We start from the raw sequence: 13376 nt of genomic DNA on the forward strand, positions 1-13376 counted from the left end.
GTTCGTCTTGTCGTTGTCACTGTTCGAACGTATGATCGAACACATGGACGGCGGGACGGAGACCAGCACAGTCGGTGCTGTCGTGGCGCCCACGGTGGGGTGGGCGTGCGGGCCGTTGGGTGCGGTGCAGGCCGCCGCGCGGGAGATCGCGCGGTTGACGGCGGTGCAGGCGCGGGCGGTGGCGGCGTTCGCCGCCTCGCGGCCGGCGTCGGTGGACCGTCAGCAGGGTGAGCGGGGTGCGATGTCGGCGGAGCGGTGGGCCGCGCGGTCCGATCTGCTTCGTGCTGTCAGTGAGTGGGCGACGCCGGAGCTGGCGATCGCGGTGAACCTGACCCAGCCGGCCGCCGAGGCGCTGCTGGTCGAGTCATTGACCCTGGTGCACCGGCTGCCGGGGACGCTGGCGGCGTTGGAGTCGGGGGTGGTGCACCGCGGGCACCTGTGGCACCTGATCGACAAGGTCGCCCCGGTGGCTGATGACATCCTGCGGGCGGAGATCGAGGCCGACCTGCTGGCCTGGCTGGCCCGGCGCAACCGGGTGACCTCCCCGGCGCAGCTGGGGGACAAGGCCCGGCGGGTGGTGGCCCGGCGGGACGCCGCGGCGGCGGCGCGGCGGCTGGCCAAGGCGATGCAGGAGCGCGGGGTGTACCTGCGGCCGGAGCGCGCCGAGGGGATGGCCGCGGTCACCGTGGTGTGCATGATGCCGGAGGCGCGGGCGCTGCAGGCGGCGCTGAGCAGCTACGCCGACGCGCTGGCCGACGAGGACGGCGGTGCGCGGCGGACGCGGGGGCAGCGGATGGTCGACGCGCTGCTGGACCTGGTGCTGCGCCCGGGGGAGACCGAGCTGCCGCCGGTGCGGGTGCTGCTGAGCGTGGTGGCCTCGATGGGCACCCTGCTGGGCGGGGACGCCCCGGGTGAGGTCGACGGGCAGCTGATTCCGGCGGAGATGGTCCGCCGGCTGGTGCACGGCCTGGCCGGCCGCGGCCTGCTGCCGGCGGACGACGCGCGGGCTCTGGCCGACCCGACCGACCCGGCGGACCCCGCTGGTGAGGTGGCGGCGCCGTCCCCGTCCTGCGGTGCGGCCGTTCCGGGCGGCGCGGAGGTGGCCTGGCAGGAGGCCGAGCAGGCCCAACTGGCCGCCTGGTGGGACCAGGTGGAGGCCCGGCTGCTGGCCGGCGGGCTGGACGAGCCCGACTGGCCACCGGATGACCTGTCCGGGCAGCGCTGGGTGCACGCCGCCTTCGATCCCGACGCGGACGGGCTGGACTCGCTCGGCGACCTCGGCGACCTCGGCGATCCCGGCGGGGCGCCGGACACGGAGCCGCCGCTGTCGGGCTCGGGGCCACCGCCGGCCAGCTCGACACCGCCCGAACGGTGTCCGGCCGGTGGCTGGTGGGCGGCCGCGGACCGGGCGGTCGACGACGCCGGCGCCGCGGTGCACGCCGCCGGGCTGGCCCTCGGGCACGCCCGGCGCAGCGTGCGCACCGCCCGGGCCGCGGCGGTCGCGGAGGAGGCCGGCTGGCGGGCCGGCCCCGGCGGGCGGGTGGACGCCGCCCCCGACGCCCTCACCGCCCTGGCCGCCGCAGCGGATGGGCAGCGCCAGGCGCTGGCCGAGCTGCTGGCCGCCACCGCCGGGGGTGGGCTGGCCGACCGGCCGCGGATCGTGCTCGCCGACGCGGTCAGCGGCGCCTTCCGCGCCCTGACCGACCTGCCCGCGCTGCGCCGGGCCGGGCACTGCGGCGCCGCCGCCTGCCGCCGCGCCCCCGAGGCCTGCGGCCACGACCTCACCGGGCGCCCGGGGCTGCGCGGCGCCGGCCCCACCGGCGCCTACCGGCCGTCCGCGGCGCTGGACCGCCACGTGCGGGCGCGGGACCGGCGCTGCCGGTTCCCCGGCTGCCGCCGCCCGGTGCCGCGCGCCGGGGAGCTGGACCACGCCCGCCCGCACGCCGCCGGCGGGGCGACCGCCGCGGCGAACCTGGCCGGCTACTGCACCGGGGACCACCGCGGCAAACACCAGGCCCCCGGCTGGACCCACGTCCTGGGCCCCGACGGCACCCTGACCGTCACCACCCCCACCGGCCTCACCGCCGTCACCGAACCCCCGCCCTACTGACCAGAGGCGCGGACGGGCGGTGGGCAGGGCGACTGCCACGGTGGGGCCCATGGCGAGCGAGGTGACGACCCGGCCCCTCACCGAGGACGATCGCGAGCTGCTGCGGACGGCGACCCTCGCCAACCTCAACTGGACCGGCGAGGCCCGCTTCGGCCCCCGCGACCTCGATGAGCGACCCGACCTCCGCCACTACACCGGGTTCCGGCCGGAACGGGGTGACCTCGGCCTGGTCGCCGAGCGGGACGGGCAGAGCGTCGGCGTGGTGTGGGTGCTGTTCCTCGACGCCCACGACCCGGGCTACGGCTTCGTCGCCGACGGCGTCCCGGAGCTCAGCATCTGGGTGGCGCCGGGCGCCCGCGGCCGGGGCCTGGGTGGTGAGCTGCTGCGGGCGGCGCTCGACGAGGCCCGCCGGCGGGGCGTCGAGCGGGTGAGCCTGAGCGTCGAGGCCGGGAACCCGGCCGTGCACCTCTACCGCCGGTCCGGGTTCCGGCCCGTGCTCGGCGCCGCCGAGGGGACCTCCGCCGTCGACCTGTGAGCCGGGCTCAGCCCCAGTCGACCCGCCGGGCCAGCGCCCGTAGTCGCTCGCCGAGCACCGGGTCCAGCGAGGCGGCCCAGGCCACCCGACCGAGGACGTGGCCGCGGAAGGTCGCCGGGTCGTGGTCCCGGACCTGCGAGGTCCAGCCGTGCCGCGCGCAGTTGTGCAGCAGCGCGCGCAGCGCGTCCCGCTCCGTCCGGGACAGCGTCGGCCGGGTGTTGACGACGGCCCCCAGCACCCGCTGCCGGGAAGCGGCGCGGGCGACGCGGGTCTTGGCCGGGGCCACCCGGAACCCTCTTCCGCGGCGACCTCGGTGACCGCCGCGACGAGCCGGCCGGAACCGATGCGCCGGTCGCCGCTGAATGTGAGGTCGTCGACGTACCGGGTGTAGCGGGCGCCGAAGGCGCCGGCCAGGCCGGCCAGTCGGCGATCGAGCCGGAAGCAGACGAGGTTGGCCAGCGCCGGTGACGTCGGCGCGCCCTGCGGCAGGTGGGGCACGGCCAGCCGCTCACCGAGCCGCCGGTGCCGCTCCCGCTCGTCGGCGCCGGCCGGCACCGGCAGCGCCCGCCACACCGACGCGGGCGCCGTCGTCGTCACCAGGGCGGTGACCAGGTGGGCGACCGGTTCCGGCAGCCCCGCCGTCCCCTGCAGCAGGCCCCACACCCGCTGTGCCGAGATCGACGCGAAGAACGCCTCCAGGTCCATGCCGAGCACCACCGCGCGTCCGGCGTGCGGCTCGGCCGCCGTCCGCACCGACCGGCCGGGTACGCAGCCGTGCGCGGCGTCGTGCACGGGGACCGGCGCGAGCACGTGCCGCAGCAGCCGCCGCTGGGCCTCCTTGAGCCGCGGCTTGGGCTCGGCGAGCAGCCGCAGCCGGCCGCGGCGCTCGACGGCGTGCCAGCGGTAGTGCCGCAGCGGCTCGTGGACGGTGCGCTCCAGCCCCCTCGCATCGGCGAACCAGGCGAGCTCGCCCTGGTCGACGTCGAGCAGCCGCGCCAGTGCCCCGGCGTCCGGCAGCGGGGCTGGTCCGGAGCGGTCGCGCACCACGGTGGTGGCGACCGGCCGCCGGTGGACGACGCGCCGCGGCGGGCCCATCCGCTCCCAGCCCTGCGTGGTCCGCACTAACAGGGCCAGCTCCCGCGGCCGGTCGGCCGGTGGGCGCAGGTAGGCGGCGAGCACCTCGTCGACCAGCATGCCGATCCAGCGCGGCGCCCGGGCGTACCCCAGCGCGACGGCGACCCGGCGCACCATCGCGCGCCGCGACCAGGGTCCGGCCAGCAGCGCTGTGGCGATGCCGGAGGCGGTCAGGTGCCCGCGGGCGCGGGCCGTCACCGGGGTGCGCGGCGGGGGAGGCAGCCGCTCCCTGAGGGAGTCGCCACGACGTGCGCGGAGCGCACATGCTGGCGGGTGACGCCGTACCCGGCTCGCTGCGCTGCCCCGGGGTTGCCCCGGGGAGACCGGCTGACGCCGGTCGTCCTGCCCTCCCCGCCGCGCACGGGCGCCACCGTAGCGGCGGCCACGGCATCCGTGCTGCTCACGGACGGGCGACGGCCCGTCCCCGCCGGGCCGGACGCGCCCGAGGACGTCAGGCGGGTGTCAGGTCGGTGCGGTGCAGCACCCGCCCGCCGATGTCCCGCAGTTCCACGGTCATGACGCCGCTGTCGCCGTCGATGCGCACGTGCCCGAGGAACTGGGACGAGTCGTTGGGCTCCTCGCCCGCCCGCGCGCCGGTCCTCGAGAAGACCACCCGGGGACCGAACGTCGCGTCCAGCTCGCTGGGCCCGAACGTGCCGGCGTGCAGCGGACCGGAGACGAACTCCCAGAACGGGTCGAAGTCGGTGGTGGAGGCGCGCTCGGGCGAGTAGTGGTGGGCGGCGGTGTAGTGGACGTCGGCGGTCAGCCACACCACGTTGCGGACGCCGTGCCGCTTGAGGTCCGACAGGAGCCGGGCGATCTCCAGCTCGCGCCCCGCGGGCGAGCCCGGGTCGCGGTTGGCGATGCCCTCTTGGGCGACCTCGCCGTCGGGGACGACCAGCCCGATCGGCATGTCGGAGGCGACGACCTTCCACAGCGCCCGCGACGTCCGCAGCTGCCGGCTGACCCGGGCCAGCTGGTCCTCGCCGAGGATGCGCGTGCCCGGGCCGTCCGGGGCCAGGTTCTCGGTGTTCGGCCCGCGGTGGGTGCGCAGGTCGAGGGCGACGACGTCCACCAGCGGCCCGTACGACAGGGCGCGCTGGACCCGGTCGCCGCCCAGGGGCGTGTACTCCGTGAACGCCTGCCGGCCGCGGGCGGCCAGCGTGTCGACGTCCCTGACGGTGTACCGCTCGTCGGTCAGGACCTCACCCGGGTACCAGTTGTTGGTGACCTCGTGGTCGTCCCACTGCACGAGCAGTGGCACCTCGGCGGCCATCGCCCGCACGTTGGCGTCGAGCAGGTTGTAGCGGTACTGCCCACGGAACTCGTCCAGGGTCTCGGCGACCTTGCTCTTCTCCGGCGTGACGACGTTGCGCCAGACCGAGCCGTCGGGCAGGACGACGCGCTCCTGCAGCGGCCCGTCGGCGTAGACGTTGTCGCCCGAGTGCAGGAAGAAGTCCGGCTGCAGGCGACGGACGGCCTCGAACCCGGTCATGCCACCGCTGTCGGGGTTGATGCCCCACCCCTGGCCGGCGACGTCCCCGGACCAGGCGAAGGTGACGTCCCGCCGGTCACGCGGGGCCGTGCGCAGCCGGCCGACCACCGGCTCGCTGTCCTGCCCGTCGGCGTCGAAGCGCACCCGGTAGAACAGCTCGGTGCCGGCCGGCAGCCCGTCCAGGTGCACCTTGCCGGCGTGGTCGGTGTCCGGCCCGACGTCGACCTGCCACCGTCCGCGGACCCGGCGGGAGTCGGCCGTCGCCACGACCTCGACGAGCATCCGGGCGGGGCGGTCGGTCTTGGACCAGACCACCGCCGAGCGTGCCGTGACGTCACCGCTCTGCACGCCCCACCGCACCTCGGGTCGCGACCGGACGAGCGCCGGGGCGCCGAGCGCGGACGGCGCCGGGCCTCCGAGGGCCCCGAGCCCGGCGCCCGCGCCGAGGACGGCGGCGCCCTGCAGCAGCCGCCGGCGGGACAGGCCGCTCGCGGCCGGGGGAGGGGTGTGGGACACGGCGGGCTCCGTTCTCAGGGGTGTTCGGGTCGGAGCCCACGCTGGTGTCCGGGCCGGACGCCGGGACGACGCGGCGGTGCACGGCCCGGGAGCACCGGGTGAACACGGCGCCCTGGCCGCAGGGTCCTGGAGCCGGTCCGGCCGGGGGGAACGCCGTCCCCGCCTCGCCGCGCTGGAGTCCCCGGCGACATCCCCAGCGGGACCACGGGCGGTTGACAGGTGCGTCACAGGTTCGGTGCCGACCCTGTCCTGTGACGGCCGGACCCACCGGCCCGCCCTCGAGGAGCCCACGTGCGCAAGAAGCTGGTCGTCGCCGCAACCGCCGGCGCCCTGACCCTGACCGGGCTGGCCGTCGCCGTACCGGCCGTCGCGGCCACCGACGACACCGACGGCACGTCGACGTCCGTCGTCGACCGGATCAAGGACGCGCTCTCCGGCCTGGTGGACGACGGGTCGATCACCCAGGACCAGGCCGACGAGGTGGCCAGCACGCTCGACGAGGCCGGCTTCGGCCGGCACGGCGGCCACGGCGGCTGGTTCGGCCTCGAGACCGCCGCCGAGACGCTGGGCATGACCGAGGACGAGCTGCGCACCGCGCTCGACGCGGAGGGAGCCACGCTCGCCTCGGTCGCCGGGGAGCAGGGCGTCGCCGTCGAGGCGCTCGTCGACGCGCTCGTCACCGCCAAGCAGGAGCGCATCGCGCAGGCGGTCGAGGAGGGCATGCCCCAGGAGGTGGCCGACGAGCGGCTGGCCGACCTGGAGCAGCAGGTCACCGAGTGGGTCGACTCGACCCGCGAGGACCGCCCCTGGGGTGGCGGTCCTGGTGGCTGGTGGGGCGGGCCCGACGACGACTGACCCGGGCGGGCGCCGTGCCCCGTGCGGGGCGGCGCCCGCCTGACCGGCGGGGTGGACGGCCCGGCCGGGCAGAGGTTAGCCTCGCCTTACCCCCGCGGACGGCGCGGGTGCACGAGCGAGGGGAGCCCGCGTGGGGCTGCGACTGCCGGTCGGGGACGTGACCGTCCTGCTGGGCCCGACCGTGGCCCGCCGTCGCGTGATGGCCGCGCTGGACGACGACAGCGGGCGCTGCGGCTCCGGGCACTCGGCCGTCGGCGTGCACCGCGTGGCCGCCCGCGCCGGCGACGACGTGCACCGGCGCATCGAGGCGGTCGAGGCCGCCCGCGAGGCGGCGGCCACGATCGTGCTGGTCGACCGGCTCACCGACGGGCTCTCGTCACCGGACCGGCGGGCCGTCCTTGCGGCGCTGCGGTCGGTGGCCACCGGCGGTCGCGCGGTCCTGGTGGACGACGCCGACCCGGTGGCGGCGCTCGCCGTGGCCGACGGCACGCTGCGGATCGACCCGGCCGGCGGACTGTCGGCCGGGCCCGTGGTGGACCAGGGGTACCTGGACTACCTGGCTTCGTAGGTGAGGCAGTCGGCGGCGTCGGTCCCCGGCCCGACGCGCACGCCGGAGGCGTGGCACTCGAGCTTGTCGTTGTGCACGCAGTCCGCGCGGTGACAGGCGCCGACCAGCCCGTTGCGGTCGAGGCCGCCACGGAAGCTGATCTCCACGAAGGTGCCGCAGTGGGCGTGGTCGCCACCCACCGTGATCGCGCCGGCGTGACAGTTGTGCTCGGCGTTGTACGAGCAGCTGCTGACGGCGCAGTCCTGCACCTGGGGCATGTCCTGGAGAGAGGTCATGGGTCCAGGCTGGCACGCCCCGGGTGGACCCGCCAGCCAGCTGAGGCTTGCCTGATGCGCTGGTCAGCGGCTCGGGACCGGTCGTTCCTCACAGCGATCCCACAGCTGTCCCACCACCGGTACCGAGGCTCGGCAGGGACCATGGGAGGCCGGACTGGGAGGAGGTGACCGCGCGTGGTCGTGCAGACCGGAACGGTCGCCACCGGCGCCCCCGGCCCCCGGAGGGCGGCCCGGGGCGGCGTGCTCGTGGTCGTCGGCGGGCTGCCGGGCAGCGGCAAGACGACGTTGCTGCGCCGGCTGACGGCCGAGGGGAGGCCCGGCGTCGTCGGCCTGGACTCCGAGGACGTCGCCGCCCGCCTCCACGACGCCGGCCTGCGCGTGCCCTACCGCCTGGTCCGGCCGCTGGTGCACGCCTGGCACCGCGTGCGGGTGCTGTGGGTCGTCGCCGGCCCCGCGCCGGTCGTCGTCCTCACCGACCCGTGGACCCGGCCGGGGTGGCGGGCCGTCGTCCTGCGCGCGGCCCGGTGGGCCGGCCGCTCGGTGCGACTGGTGCTCCTCGACGCCCCGCGGGAGCTCGCCGAGAGCGGGCAGACCGCCCGCGGCCGGGGGGTGCCGGCGCAGTCCATGCACCGGCACGCCACCCGCTGGAGCGCGCTGCTGCGTGACGTCGAGAGCGGCACCGGACCCGCCGCGGTGACCGTCGTGGACCGGCTGCGGGCAGACCGGCTCACGGTCGCCGACCTGCTGGACCGGGAGCCCGGGGACCTGCGGTCCTGACCGGCCCGACGGGAGGCGCGCGTCGGGGGCCCCTCGTGTGACAGACCTGTGACGAACGGGCACCCGGGGGGACCATCCGGGCGGACCGGGGCAGCTCCCGTCCGTCCCCGACCGGCTCCGGCCGCGACGTCCGGCCGCAGTGAGGAGTGCCCCGTGCCCACCGCGCCGTCCCCTCCTGCCCCGATCGACATCGGGACGCGGGGCTGACCGCCGTGTCGACGACGCAGAGCCTCATCGGTGCCCTGGTCGCCGCGGTGCTCCTCGCCGCGCTGCACCTGGCCGCACCGCACGTCCGCCGGCTGCCGTTCGTGCCCGAGCGGGCCACCGCCTCGTTCGCCGGCGGGCTGGCCGTGGCCTACGTGTTCCTGCACCTGCTGCCCGAGATCGCCGAGGGGAACGAGGCCGTCGGCGAGGTGCTCGCCGAGCAGCTGGAGCCGACCCCGCTGACCGACCTCGGCATCTTCCTGGTCGCGCTGGCCGGCTTCGCCGCGTTCTACGGGTTGCAGCGGCTGGCCGACCGGCGGGCGCCCGCGCCGTCGCGCACGGCCGTCCCGGTCGGCGGCGGGGGAGCGGGGGAGGCGGCCGCGGCGGGGAGCGAGCCCGAGCCGCCGGGGGTGTACTGGCTGCACCTGGGCTCGTTCATGGTCTACAACGGCCTGATCACCTACACGATGGCGCTGCGGCTGCGGACCGGCATCGCCTTCGCCGTGCTGTTCACCATCGCGATGGGGCTGCACTTCGTCCTCACCGACCGGTCGCTGGAGGAGCACTACCCGCGGCGCTTCGCCCGGTCCGGCCGGCTGCTGCTCGCCGGGGCGCTGCTGGCCGGCTGGTTGCTCGACGTGTTCTTCGCACCCACCAGCACCGTCGTCGTCGCGCTGCTCACCGCCCTGCTCGGCGGGTCGATCCTGCTCAACGTCTTCAAGGAGGAGCTGCCCGCCACCGGGCGGTCCAGCTACCGGTGGTTCCTCGCGGGGCTGGTCCTCTACGCGGGGCTGCTGACCCTGGTCACCGCCGCGGGGGACTGAGCGGGCCCTCGGGCAGGTGCAGCAGCACCAGCCGGCCACCCGCGGCAGCGACCCGCTCCCGCAACCCGCGCACCACCCGCAGCCCGAGGTCGTCGGCCGCCTCGAGGTCGCGCAGGTCGAGCACCACCCGGGTGCGGCCGACCGTCCGCAGCGCCTGCACGGTCGCGGTCAGCAGACCGGCGCTGCGCGGTGTCAGGTGCCCACCCACCCGGATGGACCCGCTGCGGCCGTCGACGACCTGGCAGAAGGGCGCGGTGGCGACGTCCACGAGCTCGACCGCCCCTCCCGTCGCCTCTCGCGCACACCGGCGTGCGCCCCTGCACCCACCGTGCCAGGACGGCGGGCCCCGTGGCCGCGGCCGCACCGGATCGTCACGGACCCGTCGCATCCCCGCAGCCCGGCAGGACGACGTCCGGCCTTTCCGGAATGGCGTTGTCAAGACCATTCCGCGCAGAGCGCAAGAAATCAGCCATCAGCGATACCCGGCCATTCTGCGGGGCGTGTCCCCGCCGTTCTGGACAGGATCCGGGTGCACGAGGAGTCCATTCCTGGAGAGGGCGGGAGCCATGCGCGGGAACGACCGGGTCAGCGGGAGCAGCAACGGGGTGGGGGGTCTGCAGGACGCCGTCTTCGAGCGGTTGCTGCGGGAGCGGGTCGTCGTCCTGGGCAGCCAGGTCGACGACGAGGTCGCCAACCGGCTGTGCGCGCAGGTGCTGCTGCTGGCGGCCGAGGACCCCCGGCGCGACATCCACCTCTACGTCAACTCACCCGGCGGCTCGGTGGACGCCGGGCTGGCCGTCTACGACACGATGCAGTTCGTCGACTGCGACGTCGCCACCTACGGGTTCGGGATGGCCGCCTCGATGGGGCAGTTCCTGCTGACCGCCGGCACCCCCGGGAAGCGGTACGTGCTGCCGCACACGCGGGTGCTCATGCACCAGCCCTCGGGCGGGGTCGGCGGCACGCAGGCCGACATCGCCATCCAGGCCGAGCAGATCCGGCTGCTCAAGCGCACCGTCAACCAGCTGCAGGCCGCGCACACCGGTCAGCGCGCCGAGCAGATCGAGCGGGACTCCGACCGCGACCGCTGGTTCACCCCGGAGGAGGCGCGGGACTACGGCCTGGTGGACCACGTCCTCAGCCGCGCCGACGCGCTGCCCGGCGGCGGTCCCGGTGCGCCCACCCGCGGGTGAGCCGGTCGTAGGGTCGCGTCCGTGATGCCGCCCGTCGCCGACCCCGCCTGGCTGCGCGCGCACCGCGAGGAGGTGGTCCTCGCCGACGTCCGCTGGTACCTCGACGGCCGCTCCGGCCGGGCCGCGTACGACGCCGGGCACCTGCCCGGTGCGGTGTTCGTCGACCTCGACCGGTGGCTGGCGGCGCCCGGTGGCCCGGCCGGGGGCCGCCACCCGCTGCCCGACCCGGCGGTGTTCGCCCAGGGGATGGCCGCCCTCGGCATCGGGGACGGCGACACGGTGGTGGCCTACGACGACGCCGGCGGGGTGGTCGCCGCGCGGCTGGTGTGGATGCTCCGGGTCACCGGGCACCAGGCGGCGCTGCTCGACGGCGGGCTGGCCGCCGGGGACGGCCCGCTGGAGCGGGTCGCGCCCGACCCGGCGCCGGCGGTCTTTACCCCGCGGCCCTGGCCGGCCGAGCGGCTGGCCGACGTCGCGGACGCCGTCGACCCGGCGGCGGTGGTGCTCGACGCCCGCGACCCCGAGCGGTACCGCGGCGACCGCGAGCCGGTCGACCCGCGGGCCGGGCACGTGCCCGGCGCGGTGAACGTGCCCTGCCGGGCCAACCTGGACGCCAGCGGCCGCTTCCGGCCGGTCGAGGAGCTGCGCCGCACCTTCGCCGCGGCCGGCGTCACGGGCGACAGCGACGTGGTGTCCTACTGCGGTTCCGGGGTCACGGCCTGCCACAACCTCCTCGCCCTGGAGCTGGCCGGCCTGCCAGAGGGCCGGCTCTACCCCGGCTCCTGGTCGCAGTACAGCGCCGACCCCGACCGGCCGGTGGCCGTGGGGGACCGGCCGGGCTGACCGCAGCCGGTCAGGGGGTGACGGTCACCGGGGTCCCCGGGCGCGGCAGCGGCACGGACACGGGTGCGGCGATCCCGTGGACGTCGGCGGGCTGGGGTCGGCCGAACAGGTAGCCCTGCGCGTGCGAGCAGGCCAGCCGCTCCAGGACGGCGTGCTGCTCCTCGGTCTCCACGCCCTCCGCGACGACCTCCAGGTGCAGGCTGCGGGCGAGCTCGATGATCGAGGCCACCAGCGTCGTGGACCGGCCGCCGGAGCCGAGGTCCTGGACGAAGCTGCGGTCGATCTTCACCACGTCCGCGGGCAGTCGGCGCAGGTAGGACAGGCTCGAGTAGCCGGTGCCGAAGTCGTCGATCGCGATGCGGACGCCGAGCGTGCGCAACGCCCGGAGGGTGTCCACCACCGCCTCCACGTCGTCGATGAGCACGCCCTCGGTCACCTCGAGGGTCAGCTGGCCGGCGGGCAGCCCGCTGGCGTCCAGCGCCGTTCGGACGGTCGACACGACGTCGTCGTCGACCAGCTGGCGGGGGGAGAGGTTGACCGCGACGTCGATCCGCCGGCCGGCCTCCCGCGACCACTGCGCGGCCTGGCGGGTGGCCTCGGTGAGCACCCACCGGCCGATCTCGACGATGGCACCGCTCTCCTCGGCCAGCGGGATGAACTCCATCGGCGGCACCAGCCCGCGGGTGGGGTGCTGCCAGCGCAGCAGCGCCTCGTAGCCGGTCGTCGAGCCCCCGGTCAGCTCGACGGTCGGCTGGTAGTGGACGGTGAGCTGGCCCCCGGCGACGGCGGAGTCGAGGTCGGAGATCAGCTCGGCCTTGACCTGCGCGGCCCGCTCCATCCCCTCGGCGTAGACGACCACGCGGTTCTTGCCCGCGGACTTGGCCAGGTACATCGCCAGGTCGGCGTTGCGCAGCAGCGTGCCGGCGGACCGGTCCGCGGCGGTGGTGGAGTCGGCGACGCCGATGCTCACCCGCACGTGGATCGCCCGCCCGTCGATGACGACCGGGTCGGCCAGCGCGCTCAGCGCCCGTTCGCCGACCTCCGCGGCCGTGCGGGCGGACCCGGCGACCACGACGGCGAACTCGTCGCCACCCAGCCGGGCCACCTGGTCGACCGACCGCACGCAGCCCTGGAGCCGCCGGCTGACGGTGGTCAGCAGCTGGTCGCCCACCGCGTGTCCGCGGGAGTCGTTGACGTCCTTGAAGTCGTCGAGGTCGAGGAACAGGACGCTGGTCGGCCCCGCGCGCCGGGCCAGCATCCGGCCGGTGGTCTCCAGCAGCAGGGTGCGGTTGGCGAGGCCGGTCAGCGGGTCGCGCAGCCCCTGCTGCTCGTTGAGCCGCCACGCCGCGAGGTGGGCGAGGCTCGCGGCCAGCACGAAGACCCCGTGCACCAGGGCCCAGGTCCACGGCGCGTGCTGCGCGCTGCCGTGCCCGAAGACCGCGTGCGGGAACAGCGTGCCGACGAGCCCGTGGTGGCCCAGGACGACGATCAGCGCCATCCCGAAGGGCACCCAGTTCTGGTACAGCGCCGCGAGCCCGATCATGACGAAGAAGTGGAAGTGCGCCTCGGTCAGCCCCTCCATCAGGTACACCAGCGTCACCGACGCGGCGAGCAGGCTGGCGGTGGCCGCGGCCGAGCGCAGCCCGCGGCCGGAGCCGGGCAGCGCGGCGAAGGTCAGCGGACAGGCGACCGCGACGGCGAGCAGCACCGCGGTCAGCGGCGTCCGGCCGGTCAGCAGCGCCATGACGCCGAGGCCCGCGGCCTGCGCGGCGGCCACCCACAGCACCGCGCGGTGCCGCCGGTGCCACACCTCCTCGGGGAGGTGCCGTCCCTCGGGCAGGGCCGTCGCCAGCCGGTCGTGCAGTGCGCGCAGCATGCCGGTGTCCTCGACCCCGGGGCCGCCCACCTGCAGCCCGGGGTTGCCGCCCTCACCCGAGCGGGTGAGGGGAGCGGTCCCGGACGAGTAGGCCACCCGGGGCCCGCGCCCGTTGCGCGGGCGAGGGCCCGCGGCCCATCCTGCACCCGTCCGTCCCTCGAGCGGAGACCC

The 13376-nt window shown here is 76.4% G+C and carries 13 protein-coding genes and 1 pseudogene; 8 read left to right on the top strand and 6 right to left on the bottom strand.

All coding sequences use genetic code 11. The annotated features are described in order from the left end of the window. The first annotated feature begins 82 nt into the window (after positions 1-82). Both BLR12_RS14805 and BLR12_RS14810 read left to right on the top strand, forming a co-directional pair. The gene (locus BLR12_RS14805; protein ID WP_255363514.1) at positions 83-2110 is read left to right on the top strand and encodes a 13E12 repeat family protein; all 2028 of its coding nucleotides are present in this window, start codon (positions 83-85) and stop codon (positions 2108-2110) included. A 49-nt stretch (positions 2111-2159) separates the two neighbouring features. Continuing rightward, a complete protein-coding gene (locus tag BLR12_RS14810) occupies positions 2160-2645 on the top strand; it encodes a GNAT family N-acetyltransferase (protein ID WP_091379486.1) in 486 nt (161 codons plus the stop codon). 7 nt (positions 2646-2652) lie between these two features. Here BLR12_RS14810 and BLR12_RS14815 read toward each other — a convergent pair whose 3' ends face one another. From BLR12_RS14815 to BLR12_RS14825, 3 genes and pseudogenes are all read right to left on the bottom strand, one after another. Then, the gene (locus BLR12_RS14815) at positions 2653-2931 is read right to left on the bottom strand and encodes a hypothetical protein (protein ID WP_091379488.1); all 279 of its coding nucleotides are present in this window, start codon (positions 2929-2931) and stop codon (positions 2653-2655) included. A gap of 29 nt (positions 2932-2960) precedes the next feature. Then, positions 2961-3896 (bottom strand): annotated as a pseudogene (locus tag BLR12_RS25675) (reverse transcriptase family protein); the annotation flags it as partial. Positions 3897-4230: 334 nt separating this feature from the next. After that, positions 4231-5790, bottom strand: coding sequence for an alkaline phosphatase D family protein (locus BLR12_RS14825; protein ID WP_218120686.1), 1560 nt, complete (start codon positions 5788-5790; stop codon positions 4231-4233). Positions 5791-6081: 291 nt separating this feature from the next. Here BLR12_RS14825 and BLR12_RS14830 point away from each other — a divergent pair, with 291 nt between their 5' ends. Together BLR12_RS14830 and BLR12_RS14835 are read left to right on the top strand one after the other, a co-directional pair. After that, a complete protein-coding gene (locus BLR12_RS14830; protein WP_091379490.1) occupies positions 6082-6645 on the top strand; it encodes a hypothetical protein in 564 nt (187 codons plus the stop codon). A gap of 130 nt (positions 6646-6775) precedes the next feature. After that, complete coding sequence (locus BLR12_RS14835) at positions 6776-7213, top strand: hypothetical protein (RefSeq protein WP_091379493.1); 438 nt, start codon at positions 6776-6778, stop codon at positions 7211-7213. Here BLR12_RS14835 and BLR12_RS14840 read toward each other — a convergent pair. Further along, positions 7198-7488 carry a DUF1540 domain-containing protein gene (locus BLR12_RS14840; protein WP_091379496.1) on the bottom strand — a complete coding sequence of 97 codons (291 nt, stop codon included), beginning with the start codon at positions 7486-7488 and terminating at the stop codon, positions 7198-7200. The two genes, BLR12_RS14835 and BLR12_RS14840, sit on opposite strands and share 16 nt — an antisense overlap. A 174-nt stretch (positions 7489-7662) precedes the next feature. Between BLR12_RS14840 and BLR12_RS14845 the strand changes: the two genes are divergently transcribed. Next, positions 7663-8265: an AAA family ATPase gene (locus tag BLR12_RS14845; RefSeq protein WP_091379498.1), complete on the top strand. Its 603-nt coding sequence runs from the start codon at positions 7663-7665 to the stop codon at positions 8263-8265. 212 nt (positions 8266-8477) lie between these two features. Next, a complete protein-coding gene (locus tag BLR12_RS14850) occupies positions 8478-9293 on the top strand; it encodes a hypothetical protein (protein ID WP_091379501.1) in 816 nt (271 codons plus the stop codon). Here the strand turns inward: BLR12_RS14850 and BLR12_RS24585 are convergent. Beyond that, positions 9274-9561, bottom strand: a complete 288-nt coding sequence (locus BLR12_RS24585) for an STAS domain-containing protein (protein WP_091379503.1) — start codon at positions 9559-9561, stop codon at positions 9274-9276. The genes BLR12_RS14850 and BLR12_RS24585 overlap by 20 nt on opposite strands. A 298-nt stretch (positions 9562-9859) precedes the next feature. On the opposite strand from BLR12_RS24585, the gene BLR12_RS14860 reads away from it, so the two are divergent. Beyond that, a complete protein-coding gene (locus BLR12_RS14860; RefSeq protein WP_091379505.1) occupies positions 9860-10486 on the top strand; it encodes a ClpP family protease in 627 nt (208 codons plus the stop codon). Positions 10487-10510: 24 nt separating this feature from the next. Continuing rightward, entirely contained in the window at positions 10511-11329 is an 819-nt protein-coding gene (locus tag BLR12_RS14865; RefSeq protein ID WP_091379508.1) for a sulfurtransferase, read from the top strand. Between the two features lie 10 nt (positions 11330-11339). Here the strand turns inward: BLR12_RS14865 and BLR12_RS14870 are convergent, their stop codons facing one another. Next, on the bottom strand, positions 11340-13301 hold the full coding sequence (locus BLR12_RS14870; RefSeq protein ID WP_255363515.1) for a putative bifunctional diguanylate cyclase/phosphodiesterase: 1962 nt from the start codon (positions 13299-13301) through the stop codon (positions 11340-11342). Between the last annotated feature and the right edge of the window lie 75 nt (positions 13302-13376).

Origin of the sequence: Geodermatophilus sp. DSM 45219, from assembly GCF_900104025.1 — a bacterium.
GTDB lineage: Bacteria > Actinomycetota > Actinomycetes > Mycobacteriales > Geodermatophilaceae > Geodermatophilus.